This window comes from Actinomadura sp. 6N118 (assembly GCF_044326415.1).
Classification (GTDB): Bacteria; Actinomycetota; Actinomycetes; order Streptosporangiales; family Streptosporangiaceae; genus Spirillospora.
Window position 1 is genome coordinate 116,297 of record NZ_JBIRAZ010000018.1, and the last position, 15,192, is coordinate 131,488.

General features: G+C 66.4%; 17 protein-coding genes and 3 pseudogenes. 9 read left to right on the plus strand and 11 right to left on the minus strand.

The genetic code is table 11. The features are described 5' to 3' along the window. Positions 1–20 precede the first annotated feature (20 nt). Positions 21–656, minus strand: a complete 636-nt coding sequence (locus ACH34W_RS37940; RefSeq protein ID WP_395966108.1) for a DUF6444 domain-containing protein — start codon at positions 654–656, stop codon at positions 21–23. Further along, positions 580–795 carry a hypothetical protein gene (locus ACH34W_RS37945; RefSeq protein WP_395966006.1) on the minus strand — a complete coding sequence of 72 codons (216 nt, stop codon included), beginning with the start codon at positions 793–795 and terminating at the stop codon, positions 580–582. Before ACH34W_RS37945 ends, ACH34W_RS37940 begins: the two co-directional genes overlap by 77 nt. An 89-nt stretch (positions 796–884) precedes the next feature. On the opposite strand from ACH34W_RS37945, the gene ACH34W_RS37950 reads away from it, so the two are divergent. Together ACH34W_RS37950 and ACH34W_RS37955 are read left to right on the plus strand one after the other, a co-directional pair. Continuing rightward, the gene (locus ACH34W_RS37950; protein ID WP_395966007.1) at positions 885–1,214 is read left to right on the plus strand and encodes a hypothetical protein; all 330 of its coding nucleotides are present in this window, start codon (positions 885–887) and stop codon (positions 1,212–1,214) included. A 191-nt stretch (positions 1,215–1,405) separates the two neighbouring features. Beyond that, on the plus strand, positions 1,406–2,266 hold the full coding sequence (locus ACH34W_RS37955) for a lysostaphin resistance A-like protein (RefSeq protein ID WP_395966008.1): 861 nt from the start codon (positions 1,406–1,408) through the stop codon (positions 2,264–2,266). A gap of 597 nt (positions 2,267–2,863) precedes the next feature. Here the strand turns inward: ACH34W_RS37955 and ACH34W_RS37960 are convergent. Both ACH34W_RS37960 and ACH34W_RS37965 read right to left on the minus strand, forming a co-directional pair. Beyond that, positions 2,864–3,055, minus strand: a pseudogene (locus ACH34W_RS37960) (transposase family protein); the annotation flags it as partial. A 416-nt stretch (positions 3,056–3,471) separates the two neighbouring features. Then, complete coding sequence (locus ACH34W_RS37965) at positions 3,472–3,621, minus strand: hypothetical protein (protein ID WP_395966009.1); 150 nt, start codon at positions 3,619–3,621, stop codon at positions 3,472–3,474. 152 nt (positions 3,622–3,773) lie between these two features. Between ACH34W_RS37965 and ACH34W_RS37970 the strand changes: the two are divergent. After that, positions 3,774–4,203, plus strand: a pseudogene (locus tag ACH34W_RS37970) (transposase family protein); the annotation flags it as partial. Positions 4,204–4,700: 497 nt separating this feature from the next. On the opposite strand, the gene ACH34W_RS37975 reads toward ACH34W_RS37970, so the two are convergent. Then, positions 4,701–5,261 (minus strand): hypothetical protein, encoded by a 561-nt coding sequence (locus ACH34W_RS37975; protein WP_395966010.1) that lies wholly within the window; start codon positions 5,259–5,261, stop codon positions 4,701–4,703. Positions 5,262–5,968: 707 nt separating this feature from the next. Next, positions 5,969–6,367, minus strand: coding sequence for a hypothetical protein (locus ACH34W_RS37980; RefSeq protein WP_395966011.1), 399 nt, complete (start codon positions 6,365–6,367; stop codon positions 5,969–5,971). A gap of 286 nt (positions 6,368–6,653) precedes the next feature. Between ACH34W_RS37980 and ACH34W_RS37985 the strand changes: the two are divergent. Continuing rightward, positions 6,654–7,211: pseudogene (locus ACH34W_RS37985) on the plus strand (DUF397 domain-containing protein); the annotation flags it as partial. Between the two features lie 40 nt (positions 7,212–7,251). Here the strand turns inward: ACH34W_RS37985 and ACH34W_RS37990 are convergent. Next, on the minus strand, positions 7,252–7,650 hold the full coding sequence (locus ACH34W_RS37990; RefSeq protein WP_395966012.1) for a hypothetical protein: 399 nt from the start codon (positions 7,648–7,650) through the stop codon (positions 7,252–7,254). A gap of 303 nt (positions 7,651–7,953) precedes the next feature. On the opposite strand from ACH34W_RS37990, the gene ACH34W_RS37995 reads away from it, so the two are divergent. From ACH34W_RS37995 to ACH34W_RS38005, 3 genes are all read left to right on the plus strand, one after another. Beyond that, complete coding sequence (locus ACH34W_RS37995; RefSeq protein ID WP_395966013.1) at positions 7,954–8,250, plus strand: transposase; 297 nt, start codon at positions 7,954–7,956, stop codon at positions 8,248–8,250. Positions 8,251–8,298: 48 nt separating this feature from the next. After that, a complete protein-coding gene (locus ACH34W_RS38000) occupies positions 8,299–8,832 on the plus strand; it encodes a hypothetical protein (protein WP_395966014.1) in 534 nt (177 codons plus the stop codon). A 204-nt stretch (positions 8,833–9,036) separates the two neighbouring features. Next, entirely contained in the window at positions 9,037–10,815 is a 1,779-nt protein-coding gene (locus ACH34W_RS38005) for an IS1182 family transposase (RefSeq protein WP_395966109.1), read from the plus strand. A gap of 22 nt (positions 10,816–10,837) precedes the next feature. Here the strand turns inward: ACH34W_RS38005 and ACH34W_RS38010 are convergent, their stop codons facing one another. Both ACH34W_RS38010 and ACH34W_RS38015 read right to left on the minus strand, forming a co-directional pair. Continuing rightward, positions 10,838–11,140: a hypothetical protein gene (locus ACH34W_RS38010; protein ID WP_395966015.1), complete on the minus strand. Its 303-nt coding sequence runs from the start codon at positions 11,138–11,140 to the stop codon at positions 10,838–10,840. A gap of 40 nt (positions 11,141–11,180) precedes the next feature. Beyond that, positions 11,181–11,840 (minus strand): TetR/AcrR family transcriptional regulator, encoded by a 660-nt coding sequence (locus ACH34W_RS38015; protein ID WP_395966016.1) that lies wholly within the window; start codon positions 11,838–11,840, stop codon positions 11,181–11,183. A gap of 116 nt (positions 11,841–11,956) precedes the next feature. On the opposite strand from ACH34W_RS38015, the gene ACH34W_RS38020 reads away from it, so the two are divergent. After that, the gene (locus tag ACH34W_RS38020; RefSeq protein WP_395966017.1) at positions 11,957–12,865 is read left to right on the plus strand and encodes an oxidoreductase; all 909 of its coding nucleotides are present in this window, start codon (positions 11,957–11,959) and stop codon (positions 12,863–12,865) included. Between the two features lie 102 nt (positions 12,866–12,967). Here the strand turns inward: ACH34W_RS38020 and ACH34W_RS38025 are convergent, their stop codons facing one another. Continuing rightward, a complete protein-coding gene (locus ACH34W_RS38025) occupies positions 12,968–13,657 on the minus strand; it encodes a hypothetical protein (protein ID WP_395966018.1) in 690 nt (229 codons plus the stop codon). Between the two features lie 205 nt (positions 13,658–13,862). Beyond that, the gene (locus ACH34W_RS38030) at positions 13,863–14,429 is read right to left on the minus strand and encodes a TetR/AcrR family transcriptional regulator (protein ID WP_395966019.1); all 567 of its coding nucleotides are present in this window, start codon (positions 14,427–14,429) and stop codon (positions 13,863–13,865) included. A gap of 75 nt (positions 14,430–14,504) precedes the next feature. Between ACH34W_RS38030 and ACH34W_RS38035 the strand changes: the two genes are divergently transcribed. After that, on the plus strand, positions 14,505–15,149 hold the full coding sequence (locus ACH34W_RS38035) for an NAD(P)-dependent oxidoreductase (RefSeq protein ID WP_395966020.1): 645 nt from the start codon (positions 14,505–14,507) through the stop codon (positions 15,147–15,149). Positions 15,150–15,192 lie beyond the last annotated feature (43 nt).

Below are 15,192 nucleotides of genomic sequence, written 5' to 3' on the forward strand. Positions count from 1 at the left end.
CCGACGTAAGTTGTCACTATTCAAGCAACTGTCGGCACGAGGCTGGAGGAAGTCCGAGCCCGCAACTGTCCATGCGGAACAGCCAATGCTGATGTGGAAACTACTCGCGGCAAAGTATGGCCGAAAGGGCATCTATTCCCGAGCAGGTGACCCGCTTGAAATCCAAGCCCACGTCCTACGGAGTATTGCCCCCGAACCGGCAGCTGCCTAGCGGCGAACGCCCGCACGTTCGGGCCGTAACAGACCGGCCCGGACACCCCCGCCGGAGCCGGCGCCTGGGTGAGGTGCCCGGCCGAGCACCGCCGCCGCATCAGATCGAACTGGACCTTGCGCAGCGTCACCGGCGGGACGTCCCACTGCTGGACCGGGGTGAACCCCTCACCAGGGGCGTTCGAATCCAGACACTCGCCGCAGGTCGAGCACTCGGCGGGCTCGACTGGCACTGTGTCAGCCAACTCCGAGACCGGCGCGAACTCCAGGCCCGAGCCCGGGTGTCCCCGCTGCCCACCGGGCTTGCGGTCCTTGGACCGTTCTCGCTGCGAGTTCGCCTTATGCCGCTTGGCCTTCGCCCCGATCGAATCAGCCGAGGGCGGCGTGGAGGAATTCGTCGAGTCCAGCCCCACCTGGCGCCGCAACGCCGCGTTCTGCTCCTCCACCAGGGCGATCAACCTGGCCCTGCTCAACCAGCAACTCGTCCTGACCAGCCAACTGATCCCGCTGCAACCGAATCAGCGTGTCCTGCGAAGCGATCAGCTCATCCTTGTCCGCCACCACCTGGCGCAGACGAGCGTTCACCGCACGAAGATCGGACACAAGCCAAGATCGTCCACGATTCCGAACGAAGATCAAGCCAGCACGTCACCCTGCGCATGGACGGCAGCATCATGTATGTCATTCACGCCGGGCTCCTGGTCAAGACCCTGCCCGCCCCGATCCCGCACGAGCTACGCGCCAAGCTCACCGGAGCACGCACCTCAACCACGCCGCTGCCTCCACCCCCGTCCCAACCCCGGCAGGCCATCCGGCGCATCGGAGCCGACGGAACCTTCTCCATCGCCCGCCAGAAACTCCGGCCAGGGATCGCCCACGCCGGCAAGACCGTCACCGTCATCATCGAGGAAACCTGCTTCCGCGTCCTCGATGGAGACGTCGAGATCTCCACCCACCCCCGCAAAGGCGGCCCCGTCACCCGCTACATCACCGACTCCCGCTAAAGCCAGACGGGCGCAGCTGCCTTTGCATTGAACGGTTGGTTGTGCGAGGGCAGCTCGCCTTCCCCAGATCGCCGTCGGCGGAACAGCATCCTCAGACGTGCATCGCACCGACCTGATACATCGAACGATCGACGGCATGATCATGCATTTGGAGGAGGGACCGGGACCGGCGCGGCGAGAGCATGATGGTCATGGTCCGCATCGAATCCCGCCGGACGCCGTCCACGGTGCTGATGACGAGCACCGGCATGACCGTGTTCGTGCTGGCTTTCATTTGGTTGCTGGTCACCGGCCACACCGAGATCGCACAGTCCGCCGACCCCGGCGCCACCAAGGCCTCCCTGTGGGCGGCGGTGCTGCCCCCGCTCGCCGCCGTGGCCTTGGCCCGGCTCGTGCCTCCCGCCCGGGAGGCTTTGGTGCCGCTCGCCGAGTTGCCGGGGACGCGCCTGCGACGGGAGGCCTGGGCACTGGTGTCGCTGGCTGTGCTGACGGTGGTGGCCCTCCCCGTGGCCGGCGGCGCGTCTCCGCTGGTCAAAGGGTTTCTGCTGCTGCCCGTATCGCTGATGATCTTCCGGATGACCCGGCGGGGCGGCCCGAAGGCCAGGGCCGTCCCTGCGCCAGTGACCTGGCTGGCACCGCTGCCCGCCGTCCTGGCTTGGTTCCTGCTGTCCCAGGTGAGCCCGCTGGCGGTCCCCCTGACCCAGGACCTGCCCGACCCGGTCACCCTCGCCATCGGCTCTCTGCTCACCCTGCTGACCGCCAGCGTGCTGGAGGAGATCTTCTACCGGGCCTGGCTGCAGACCCGGCTGGAGGTGCTGTACGGCAGATGGCCGGCCATCATGGCCTCATCCCTGCTTTTCGCCCTGATGCACTCCGCCCGGATAGAAGCCGACGCGCCCCTCCTGGGCCTGGCCACAGTCATCGCCTTCCAGGGCGTCTTCGGCCTCATGGTCGGCTACCTGTGGTCCCGCTACCGAAACATCTGGGCGATCATCCTCATCCACACCATCACCAACCTCGTCTACGTCCCCCTCCTGTTGGGCAACACATAGCTTCCCCTCCTGCCAACGACTGCGACACAGGTGATGTCGAAAACGCATTGTCCTTTTCGGGTGAACCACCCGTCACGGGGACGATCCCAGGTTCAGACACAGGCATTAACCGCCAGCCCTCACCTGGGACCGACAAGCATCCCGCGAGACACCGTCAAGCAGCTCCTAGGAACACTGCGTCAAGCATCTCCCCGGACCACACACGGGGAGTACTGAAAGGCCGTTGACACCCGCTGCTGCTGGACTGCAGCTGCCTCCTCGTCAAGGTCCTTCAGCAGCCCACCCAGGTGCTCCAGCCATGAAGACATTTCACGCCTCCGATCACCCTGATCCGACCAACATCAGCCAGCCTGTGCAGGCCCTGCCCAATCAGATCTCACCCTGCATGCTGATGCAGCTACTGTAAGTCGCAACTGGGGATAGCCTCGCAGAGACAATGCAGCAACCACCCAGCCCTGCAGCACACTGCAAGCCTTTTGGCCCCTGCAACAGCAGCCCCTGGACAGCCTGGGTGACTTCGCCAGAGGTCGTCGACTACCCCTGACCAAACTCGATCAGGTCGTCCACCGCCTGCCGCAGCCAAGCATTGAATCCATTTCATCCTCGGGTGGCTTGAGTGGCCGGGTGGTTCTGGAGGACGGCGATGGCTTTGACCAGGTGGCTGGCCTTGCTAGGGCTGCAGCGGAGTTTGGGCAGGGTGCGCCATGACTTGAGCTGCGCGTTGGCCCGCTCGCCGGGGCCGCGGAGGCGGGCGTGGGCCCGGGTGGCCTGCTTTTGCACCGCGGGCCGGGCTTGTTCTTGCCTTTGTTAAGAGTGCCACCCGACCCCGTCGACGCCGACATCAAAGCCGACTGCATGGATAATCGAGCGCGCTCCTGCGCCGCACCTCACGAGCACTGAAGGAAAACACGCTGTGTCATCAACCAGACAGGGCAAGCTTAAAGTTCACCTGTCTACCGCCGGAGCCGGACTGTTTGATCAACGTGACCCTGTATGGCCCTACGACTGCACTTTTTCCTTGTACAAGTCGGGTATTTATGCCGTTAAACGTGAAGACCAACGCCGACTGCTCCCGATCACCCCGGATCTGCACTAGAGCTGCACCAGCGCAGCTTACGAAGAGCCCGTCTGAATTTTCCGGAATTTGCGGGTTATCGCCTTGGGTCGTGGAGGCGCCAGTACCCAGGTGGATGGCGAACGCACACCTACCTGGAGTTTCCGGCGTGCTTGTCGCCGTGGTGGTCGTAGCGTTCGACGACGGACTCGGGGCAGTCGAGACAGAGGTCGCCGCGGATGTCGGCTGAGCCGGAGACGTAGGGCTTGTCGCAGGTTCGGTAGCGAGATCTGAGTCGCAACCAGCGAGTAGGACCGGCGCTGCGGACAAAGCCGCAAGGGTGGCGCGCCATTCACACCAGCCCGGCCGAGGCTCGAGAAGGGGCATGGTCGGATACTAAAGGCTGTCCCGTAACTACGGGTGATCTTGATCGTTGACCACCGCGGGGAGCGGGTGATCAGCGCAGACCAGGTTGAGTGGGTGCCGGTGTTTCACCGGTCTGACGGTGCGGCAGTTCCGCAAGCTGGTCCGGATCGTCGCACGCCGGGGTGGAGAGCAGACCGGGACGGGCCGGCGGCGCAGTGTACTACCGGACCAACCTGACGTTGCGGCAGGTCGCGCTGCTGTTGGGAGTGTCGAGGTCAGCCGCGCACCGGGTGGTCGACCACCTCGCGCCGCTGCTGGCAACTGGCCCCGGTGGCCGGGCAGCACGGTCCGGACACGGTGCTGATCGTGGACGGCGCTTTGGTGCCCACCCACGACCGGACCGTCACTGCGCCGTCCAAGAACTACCGGTACTGGGTGAACATGCAGGTCGTCCTCGGCGTCAATGGGACGCCGAACCCGGCTGGTGGTCGCGGTCGGACGGCCTGTGCCTGGCAGCCTAGACGCCAGCCCCGGCACGCCAGCAGGCTTTCGCGCTCCTGCCTGCCCAGAGCTCTACGAGCGTGAGGTGTCCGCCGCAGGTCCCGCTGGCACCATGGTGGCCTTCCAACTCGACACCTTCCACCGGGCACCGCCTTGACCCGTCCCGGCGGCGCGCGCTTCACCATGCACGTCAACTACCGGCGCGCGGAAGCCGAGTGGAGCCATCGTCAGGCCTGGGCAGTACAGCGTCCAGCTGCCTTCCCCAGCGGGCCCGGGCCAGGCGTGGTCCCACTCCAGATGCAGCAATACCCCGGCGTCCTCGTTCAACCACCTCGGGGGAACGACCGACTTCACTGACCCCAGAAGCCTCACAGTTACCGATCAGTCGCCCGTCGCGACATGCCGGTCGTTCCCAAGATTCCCGACAGAGTCAGGCAAGGGGCAGGCTGAGCAAACGACGCCGCGGGCTTTGCTTCATGCTGCGAACCGCACCGTCACCCCCTATCAGGGCCTTTATTGAAATGGCCCCTCCCGCCGCTCCGCCTGATTTTTCTTAATCGAGGCTCGAGACTTCTCCTCCAGCCGCGGGCCAAACATTATCAGGACTATACCTAGCAAAGGAAGCGAAAGTATTCCGCCGAGTTCGTCCACAGGGATTTCCCTCTTGGGATATCCGTGAGTGGCACCGATCTGCTCGGATTTTTTCTTGATCGCCTGCTCGTCTACGTCGCTCAGGCCGTCCGATGCCAGCGAATGGGCTAGATCTGTTATCTGATCGACCTCGTGCTTCTCCCATGGCCCGGGGGCCACGGCAGAACTTGTCCCTCCGCAGGCCAATTGACCGCCCGATTGCCGATCAATGGTTAGCGTATCGTTGACGGAGCTGCATGAGTTTCCCGAGTCTCCATACTCCACCCGATAAGGCTGATCGATCTTAATGTACTGCAGGCCAGCTATCAAGAGGGGGATAAAGGTCATGGTATAGCCGATGATCAAGATGACGGCATGCTCTTTCTTGTACGGACGACGACGAAGGCGAAACAGCCGCATGGTGCCCTCTTGTGGATCGCTCACGGTGGAGAGTGATCGAACCAACCCTCAAACGGGATCATCTTCCCCTTCACCTGTCATGGGGCTCGACATCTCCAATAGTCAGGTTCTACGACCATGTTCCCATTGCATGCCTTTGACTGCCGCCGGAACTCTTCACGATCGACGATGGCCCAGAGGATCAGTGGCCCCGGGACCGCCGACCCGGACGCCTGGGGCGGCGCGCCCGGCGGCGCCCCCAGGGCTCCGGCGTTCTCGCGTTATGTCTGATTCGGGGCAGAACCACCGCGTTGCTCAAGCCAGCCGAGGATGAAATGGGGTCATTGAAGTCGGGGAAACACACTCGCTGCTCCCAGTCAGGACTCGCGAAGTCGTGGATCACCGCCACGTCTCTCCGGTCCAGATCCCAGGCCGCAACATCATCGTTGTCCTGACGTTCGGCGAAGGGCACCAGACGACGTTCCCGATAGCGACCCGCGAGCCCCGCTGACCTCCAGCGAAGCCGCTCACCTGCAACAATCTTCCAGGGCTCCAACCTAGTGAGCCCCGAGTTCAACCACCCGGGACAAACTCCGCCGGATAACTGAAGCCCTCGGGCATATCCGCCCTGGAGAGAAGACCCACCACCACCGATTCCCCCGAGAACTTGCTCCGTGACCGGCTGGACACCAGAACCAACCGTAGTAGGCCGTGTCGCGCTGACCATGCAGGCGCATGCCGCTGGATGCAGGCTATGAGGGCCCACGGTGCAAAGGACCAGATCCCACACCGTCCTCGTGCTGAGCGACAGCAGGAACCGAAGCACGCAGCCGGCCGATGACGCGCAGTACCTCTTGGCGATGCTTAGCCGACTTCAGCCAGGCTGGCAGTTTGGTCAGCATGCTGTTGGTGTCTGAGCCGCGCTCGCGAAGGCGGGCCGCGACGTAGGCCTCCAGCAGATCGAGGTGACGCATGTTGTAGGCCCACAGCACCTGTCCGCAGCTGTCAGCTCGAAGCCAAAGCGGAAGCCTGAAGTAGGGGTCCACCGACGCCCCGATCAATGTGCTCGCCGGATAACCGTCCCTGAACAGCCCGCATGACGGGCAGCGCAGACGGCGCCGGGATCTGACCGACCCGTCGTCGGCTTTCACGTGTTCGGGCTCCCCGAGCTGGGCGAGCACCACCGCGTACCCATCACAACCAGGACACCGCACCAGCACCTCATCTGTGAACTCATGCGACCAGCTCGAAGGATCACGAAAACGACTGGTGTCCTGCTCGTTCGCCCGCGTGAGCCTGAACCTACTCGGTGACCTCACCTGCCGGGAGACGATCAATCCTACGACGGGAAGCGATCTCCAAGGCAGCCATTAAGACCAGGTCAGCGCCACTCGTGAACACCCCACCCAAGGGGTCTTCCACGAGGCAGTCTGGCGCAAGAGCCGACGTTCCCTCGCCGCCGGTGAATGCGTCGAAGCGGCCTTCCTGCCCTCGATCCAGATGATCGGCGTGCGTGACAGCAAAGCCCCGGCCACAAGCGTGGTGATCCTCCCCGTCCGACAGCTGGCTTCAGTTTTCGGCACCGGATCAAGCAAGGCCATCTCGACCTGGCCCAGCTCGCCAGGCCGGGCGCCACCTCGGCCGGCCAATAGGCCCTCGCCGGCATCCAGCAGTCGATTCCGCCAGGCTCGGGTGAGGCATCGTTCACTCGCCAAACGCGGACGGGGGGTGTTGCCTGGGCGTTGCCCAGCGCGGGCAACACCCCCGTGCTGTCAGCTCGCCGCGCACCTGTTGACCAACATGGCGCAACAGGCCGTACACCTGTCCATCCTGCGCCCGCGTTCACTTGCGAGGATGGGCACCAGGCATCTGCTTTCCCTGGAGTTAGTCAGTGGTGTGCGATATCTCCTGGCCACGACCGGCGCTCGGCAGGAACTGAAGAGCTTGGGCCTGACCACGCGGCGGACAGCGTCGGCGCCTTCCGCAGATCGGTGACTTCCGAGGGTCGGTGGTGTCGCCCCTTGTTGAGGGAGGTTTACTTCCGCTCGGCGAGGGTCTCCGCGGCGGCGAGCATGACGCGCCCGTATTCCTCGTTGGACAGCGCGACCTCAAGGCCCAGCAGCATGGCCCAGGCGACCTGGCGGGCTTCGTCGATGTCGTCGATGCCGAATCTGCGGCACAACGCCCTGCTCAGATAGTCACGATGAAGTCGCAGCACAGGCCGGGTGTTGCGGGACCGTTCCTGGACGGCCTCCTTCGCGCAGCTGATGATCTCGGCGTAGGCGCCCCGCCCGATGAGGTCATGCAACAGGTTGAGCTGTATGCAGGCTGCGCGGAGCTTCAGTGGCCAGCGTCCGCATTCGCCGAATCGCCGTTCCATCGAGCGGGTCAGGCTCGCGCGCTGCAAGGCCCGCACCGTCACATTAACCGTCATGGCGCCAGTGTGATCATGATGGCGCTGTGGTCGGCTGTCCTCACGCCGACAGCCGAGGGAAACCTTTCCTTCTCTTCGCCGCCGCTCTACCTGGGAGCCGGTGGGCGGAGTTCTGCCAGCTGGTCCCCAGACCGCCGGGCGCGGCCGAGGCCCTGGCACAGGTCAAGGACGAGCTCCGCCAGGTCACCGGCTGGCTCACCCGCCACCCCGACTCCCTCACCGAAGACGAGCAGCCCCAGCTGAAGGCCATGCTGAAACGCTGCCCCCAACTGCAGGCCGCATCATGTTCGAACGTTCGCCACAATGCTCACCCACCTCACCGGCCAGCACCTCCCGAAGTGGATCAATGATGTCCGGGCCGCCGAGCTGCCCGGCCTGTCGTCTTTCGCGGGCGGGCTCGAGCAGGACCTCGACGCCGTCATCCAAGGCCTGACCAGCCGCTGGAACTCCGGCCCGGTCGAAGGCCGCGTGAACCACATCAAAATGATCAAGAGGCAGATGTTCGGACGAGCCGGGCTACCACTCCTCCGCAAACGGGTGCTCCTCACAGCGGCCTCGTCGGCCTGCACAACGACACTCGCCCACCACGACCGGCCGTGATAGCAAAGCCCGGACCATGACCGACGACCGCATGCGGAAGGAGCGACGATGAGCGACCCAACCTCCCTGGCGCCCACCACCGGCAGCAGTTGTTACGTGCTGGAGGTGAACTTCGCCGGGCAAGTCAGCTGGGACCTCTTCTTCGTCTACAACCAGCGCGACCACATCCGGGCCCTGCTCCGCGACATGTTCTTCGACAACCACGACCCCGACACGGTGGAAATGCACCGCTCCCAGTGCTCACAGGGCTATGAGACCCATCAGCTCTGGGTCATCGAACATGGCAGGCGAACCCGGCACATCGACCTGCAGCCCCTCATCCACATCCCCGACTCCAACAGCGATGACTGCGAGATCGACTGGAACGCCTTCGACGCCGCAGTCCCCGCCACACTGCAAGGTCCGCCTCTGCACCACGGCGAGGAACTCCAGCTTCAGAACGCCCGAAAAGACTTCACCGGCAGCCAATTGCTGGCCTTCCACCCAGACAACCTCCTCACCTACGGGATACAGCTGTGGGGAGACCACGGGCTCTCAGACGAACCCCGCTACGTCTACACCGACCCAGACCCATGCCCCTGACCCACGCTCCCTCAGGCCAGTTTCCGTCACGAAATGGATGCTGTTGGTGATCTTTGATGTGTGTCGGTACGGTGCGGCGTTGCTGGCTGGTCGGTGACGTGGGTCCCCCTGTGTCGGGGGCTGGTGCAACAGGGGCGTGGGCTGGTGGGTTGGTAGGGCCGGGGAAGCTGTGTCATCGACGAGTGTCAGGTGATGGCAGTGGCGATGGGACGTGGGCCGGGATCGGGGATTCCGGCGGAGACGGTGCGGACGGCGTGGGCGGCCAATCCGGCCGGGACTGCGGCGATGTGGATTCGTGATCGGTTGGCGGGGCTGTTCACCGACGACGACTTTGCCGGTTGGTATCCGGTCGATGGGCGGCGGGGCCTGTCGCCGGTGATGCTGGCGCTGGTGTCGGTGTTGCAGTACGCCGAGAACCTGACCGATCGGCAGGCCGCGCTGGCGGTGCGGTGCCGGATCGACTGGAAGTACGCCTTGGGGCTGGCGCTGACCGACCCGGGGTTCGATCACTCGGTGCTGAGTGAGTTCCGGGACCGCATGGCCGAAGGTGACCGGGCCGATGAGCTGCTGGCGGTGATGGTGGATCGCCTGGTGGCGGCCGGGCTGGTGAAACGGCGAGGGCGGGTGCGCACCGATTCCACCCATGTGCTGGCCGCGGTGCGGCGCTTGAACCGGGTCGAGCTGGTGGGTGAGACGCTACGCGCCGCGCTGGAGGAGTTGGCCGGCGCCGCTCCTGAGTGGCTGGCCGGGCTGATCACACCAGAGTGGGCGGACCGCTACGGCCGTCCGATCCGCTATGACCGGCTGCCCCGCGGCGGGGACGAACTGGTGGCCTGGGCACTGCGGACCGGCAAGGACGGCATGCGTTTGCTGTGCGCGATCTACACCGCCGGGGCACCGCCACGGCTGCGCGAGCTGCCGCAGGTCCAGGTGTTGCGGCAGGTGTGGGTCCAGCAGTACTGGACCCAGGAGAACGGCGACCTGGCCTGGCGAGGTCCCAAGTCCACGCGGGACCGGCAAAGCCGCCGGAACATGCCCCGCCGGGCACCGACCACCGCGTCCGACGGCCGGCCTGATCCCGTCTCGGCCCGGGTGCCGTGGTCGGGCATGGAGATCGTCACCCCCCACGATCCTGAGGCCCGCTACTGCCGCAAGACCGGCCCCACCGCCAGCTCGGCGAACAAGGCCGAGTGGATCGGCTACCGCGACCACCAGAGCGAGACCTGCGACGGGGACGGCCCCAACGTCATCGTGCACGTGGCCACCCGGCCGGCCCCGGTGCAGGACATCGACGCCCTGGACGACATCCACGCCGGCCTGGCCGCCTGCGGTCTGGCCCCGTGCGAACACTTGGTCGACGCCGGCTACGTCACCCCGGCCACCATCCACCACGCAGCCCTCACCTGGGGCATCACCCTGATCGGCCCGGTCCGGATCGATCCACGCGCCGCCGAACGCCCCGGCTTCACCAAGGCTGATTTCCAGATCGACTGGCAAGCCCGCACCCTCACCTGCCCCCGCGGGATCACCAGCCCACCCTGGAAACCCACCGCCCTGGACGGCCAGCCACACGTGTCAGTGCTGTTCCCCCGCAAGGCATGCCGGGAATGCCCCGACCGACTCGCCTGCACCGGCAACACCAGCGGCAAGGGCCGCCACATCGCCCTGCTCCCGCGCCCACTCCAAGAGATCCAGACCCAGGCACGAGCCGAACAGCAAACCCCGCAATGGCAGACCCGCTACGCCCTCCGCGTCGGATGCGAGGCCACCGTCTCCGAAACCGTCCACGCCCACGGCCTGCGACACTGCCGCTACCGCGGCCTCGCCAAGACCCACGTCCAGCATGTCCTCACCGCCGCCGGAACCAACATCATCCGCCTCGCCGACTGCTACCCACCCGGCACCACCCCGGACCGGCCACCCCGTCCGATCAGCCCGTTCCAGCAGCTCTGCCGACGGCTCTCAACCCCGGCCCTCGAATGACCCCTGAAGATCACCAACAGCATCAGAAATGTGGGCCAGATCCCGGAAAATTAGTCCGGTCAACAGGCCGGCGCCGGCCGCCCTGGCAGCCGACCGCGACGGTGACCGGTCCGGCCATGGGGCCCGCCAGGTAGGCCAGCACCATCACGGTGAGGGCCTCGGTCAGGACCGGGATGCTGGGGGTGGCCAGCACTGCGGCGCGCACCGGCTCGTCCAGTGCGGTGAGGTGGCGAAGGTCGGGGGAGATGTGCTGGTCGCGCAGGTCGATCGTGATGTGCGCGGGCGGCGGAGCGCCGTGCAGGTAGCCGAACGTGTGGATGTGCACTTCGTGCCGCGATGCGATCAGTCCTCGTTCACTGGTGCGCTCACGCGATGACCCCGCTCCTCAGCAGCGTCATCAGCTGATCCGCCGCGGCGCGGGCCCGGTCGGTGATCTCCTGGTCGGACGGCTCCCGGACGCCGTGCAACGCGTCCTCGAAGAAGTCCCTGCCCAGCATCGCCACGAACGTCGCCGCCGCCGACCGCGGATCTCCGACCTTCCAGCCCTGACTCGCAGTCCAGTGGCCGAGGTACTGACCCAGGACGTGCACCCGCACTTCCATGACCTGCCGGTAGCGATGCCCCAGCTCAGGGAAGCGAGGGGCGTCCCGCGTCACCACCCGGTAGAGCGCCAGCTCGGTCGGCGACAGCACCCGCCGCAGATAGTCCACGCCCGCCAGCGGCAACGCCACGTCCGGCGGCTCGGTGAACCACGGCAGGTCCGCATGCTCGCCATCCAGGCTCTCGGGATCCAGGCCCTCGGGCGTCGCGCAGGCGTCCTGCATGACGGCGCTGAACAGGTCGTCCTTGCCGTCGAAATGCCGGTAGACAGTCTTGATCGAGACGCCCGCGGCCGCGGCGATGCGGTGCACCGACGTCTCGGCGTATCCCGTGTCGAGGAACGCCTCGCGCGCGGCGTTCACGATCGCCGTCCGTTTGCGCTGCATGAGCTGCGCCTTGGGGTTGTCGTCCGACCAGCTTCGCATGGGCCTCTCCGCGGGGGCGCGTTTGACACCAGCATACGACAACGATCATTGTCGTACGTGCGACAACGGTCATTGTCGTATCCTGCTGCACCCCCCGTTGAGAGGAAGTCCCGACGATGAACTGGACGGCCGAACAGATTTCCGACCAGACCGGCAGGACCTTCGTCGTCACTGGCGCCAACAGCGGCCTCGGCCTGGCGACCACCCGGGCGCTCGCCGGCAAAGGCGCCCACGTGATCCTCGCCGTACGCGATCAGGCCAAAGGCCGCTGCGCCGTCGCGGACATCACCGCCGCCCTGCCGGACGCCCATCTCGAGGTGCGCCATCTCGACCTGGCCAATCCGCACTCGGTGCGCGCCTTCGCCGACCGGCTGCGCTCCGACCTCGGACGCCTGGACGTGCTGATCAACAACGCCGGCATGATGGCGCCGCCCCGGACGCTCACCCGGCGAGGCCACGAAGTGCAGTTCGCCGCCAACCACCTTGGCCACTTCGCGCTCACCGGCCTGCTGCTCGACCTGCTGGCCAAGGGGAACGACCCCCGCGTCGTCACGGTCACCTCGGCCAACCACCGGAAAGCGCGGATCTTCTTCGACGACCTCACCGGCGAACGCGCCTACTCGCCCATGAAGTTCTACAACCAGTCCAAGCTCGCCAACGCCGTCTTCGGCTGGGAACTCCACGCACGGCTCACCACCGCCGGCAGCCCGGTGCGCAGCGTGCTCGCCCACCCCGGCTACACGTCCACCAACCTGCAGACCGGCACGCCGACCCGCATGGTGAAGATCTTGTACGGCCGCGTCCTCAGCTCGCTCGCCCAGTCCCCTGACCAGGGCGCGCTACCCCAGCTGTACGCGGCCACCGCTCCGGACGCGCACAGCGGGGACCTCATCGGCCCCGACGGCATCGCCGAGCTGCGCGGCGCGCCCAAAAAGCTCCAACTGGCCCCCACCGCCACCGACCCCGAGACCGGCCGCCGCCTGTGGGAACTGTCCGAGCAACTGACCGACCTATCAATCCTCTGAGGAGGGCCAGACCGTTCCAGCAAGACCTCTACCCCGTGAAGAAGTCGATGAGGGCGCGGGCGATCTGGCCGGGGGCGTTCTCCGTGGGGATGTCGTCGGGGCTCATTCGCCGAGTGCGACGTACTGGGCCAGGCCGCTGCCGAACAGCCCGAGGGCGGCCTGGTTCAGCGTGGTGACCACCGACCGGTAGGCGGTGTGCTGGTCGGCGGTCAGGGTGATGTCCTGGTCGTCGGGGACGGCGGCGATCGTCTCGATCAGCGCGGCCTCGGCCGGGGTGAACCGGGCGGGTGTGGTGAGCAGGTCGGCCAGGCGGCGGGCGGCCGTCGTCAGCCGCTCCAAGGGGCTGCGGTCGCCTCTGGTCTCCCACGTTTCGGCGTCGAAGTGCTGCTCGGCCGCCTCCACCACCGCCTCATGCCCGCGGCCACTCTCCTCCAGCGTGGTGGCCAGCGAGTCCAGGACCGCGATGTCGCCGGCGTCGAGCTCGATGACGCGCAGCGGCGCACGCTCAACCGGCTTGCCGGCCGGGGCAGAGCCCTTCCCGGTGGCCGGGGAGTACAGGCTGCCGGTCCGCCCGGCTTTTCGGGCCCGCTCGCCCTGGGTGTCCAGGATCGGGGTGAGGACGCGCTGCAGGGCGCGCAGCGCGTACCCGCCGCTGATCGGGGTCCCGGTAGCAATCGCCGAAAATCCAACGGATATGGGCCTGGCCTGTGGCGATGGGCGTCCTGGTGAGGTCAGGTCAGGTCGCTGACCGCCGCTCCGAGGGCAATCCGGTCCCGGCTGCCGGACGGTCACCCAGCGCCGAAACCCCGCCGACGACGAGCAAGGCGCTCCACCGCGCGGCTGCCATCCGCATGGGCGCCGTCGCGCTCGGCGATTGCTACCGGCACCCCCTAATGGATCATGGATGGGGCAGCGGTTCGAAGGTGAGAACTCCCGGGCAGAGCCGATGATCGTAGAAGATCACTTGAGGCCCCTACCCCTGAGTGGTGATCGTGGGTCAGGGCTGGAGCGCGGGGAGAAGACCGCGCACAAGGTCGGCGGCCTCGGTCTCGAGAAAGTCGGGCCCTTGGGTGAAGTAACGCAGGAATCCCTGCTGGAAGCAGGCGCCCATCAGCAGCGCCGCGATCGCGTCCGGGTCGGTGCCAGCCGACACGCGGCCAAGGTCCTGTTCGGCGCGCACATATCCGGCAAGCGTGGTGACCGGGTGCTGCGGGCCCGCGCCGTACTTGCTCAAAGACTCGCGGGCGGCGGCCATGAGGCGGGGCTGGGCCACCAGCGATGCCATCATCGGGAAGGCATGCCGGTAGAACCGCAGCCCGGCATGGGCCACCGCCACCAGGTTGGCCTCCACGGTCTCCTCGCCGGGGACGGGGGCCGCCGAGAACTGCGGCGTCCGCTCCCGCAGCACATGCAGGAGGATCTCCTCCTTGTCACGGAAGTGCTTGTAGAGCAGCGCCTCGGAGTAGCCGGCGGCACGTGCGATCTCCTTGGTCGTGGCGTGCGCGACGCCCCGCTCGCGCATGACCGCGGCAGCCGCGTCCAAGATCCGCTCTCGTGCGCTCATGATCTCCCTTGACAGGTGAGTGAACACTGACCACTCTAGGGGTGAGTAAATTTTCACTAACCCCAGGGAAGCGCCATGAAGATCACGGTTTTCGGAGCGACCGGCGGCACCGGTGTCGAGGTCGTGCGTCAGGCCCTTGACGCCGGGCACGGCGTGACCGCGGTGGTCCGTGACACCTCCCGCCTGCCCGCCGAACTGCGCACACGCGCCGAGATCGTCGAGGCCAACGTGATGGACCCCGACGCTGTCGAGGAGACCGTCAAGGGCCGAGACGCCGTCATCAGCACGATCGGCACGCGCGACCTGCGCAGCCCGACCAGTGTGTGCACCGACAGCACCCGCAGCATCATCGCCGCGCTGCGGGCCACCAGCGGCAGCGGCCGACTGGTGATCGCCAGCAACAGCGCCATGGCCCCCGGTCGAGGCGACGACCCCTTCACCCGCTATCTCGTCAAGCCGGTGATCCTGGCCCGGCTCCTCAGGCACATGATCAACGACATGCGGCAGGCCGAACAGTTGGTGCGCGCCTCCGACCTCGCCTGGACAATCGTCCGGGCCGGACGGCTCACTGACCGTCCGGGCAAGGGCACCTACCGCAGCATGGTCGACAGAAACGTCCTCGGCGGATTCCAGATCACACGAACCAACTTCGCGACCGCGATCCTGGACGCCTCCAGCGACCCGGCCTCGGCCGGTCATGTCGTCTCGGTCGCCAACTAACGATCCAAGCACCCTCACTGCGGAGGAGCCGCACCCGTCACCT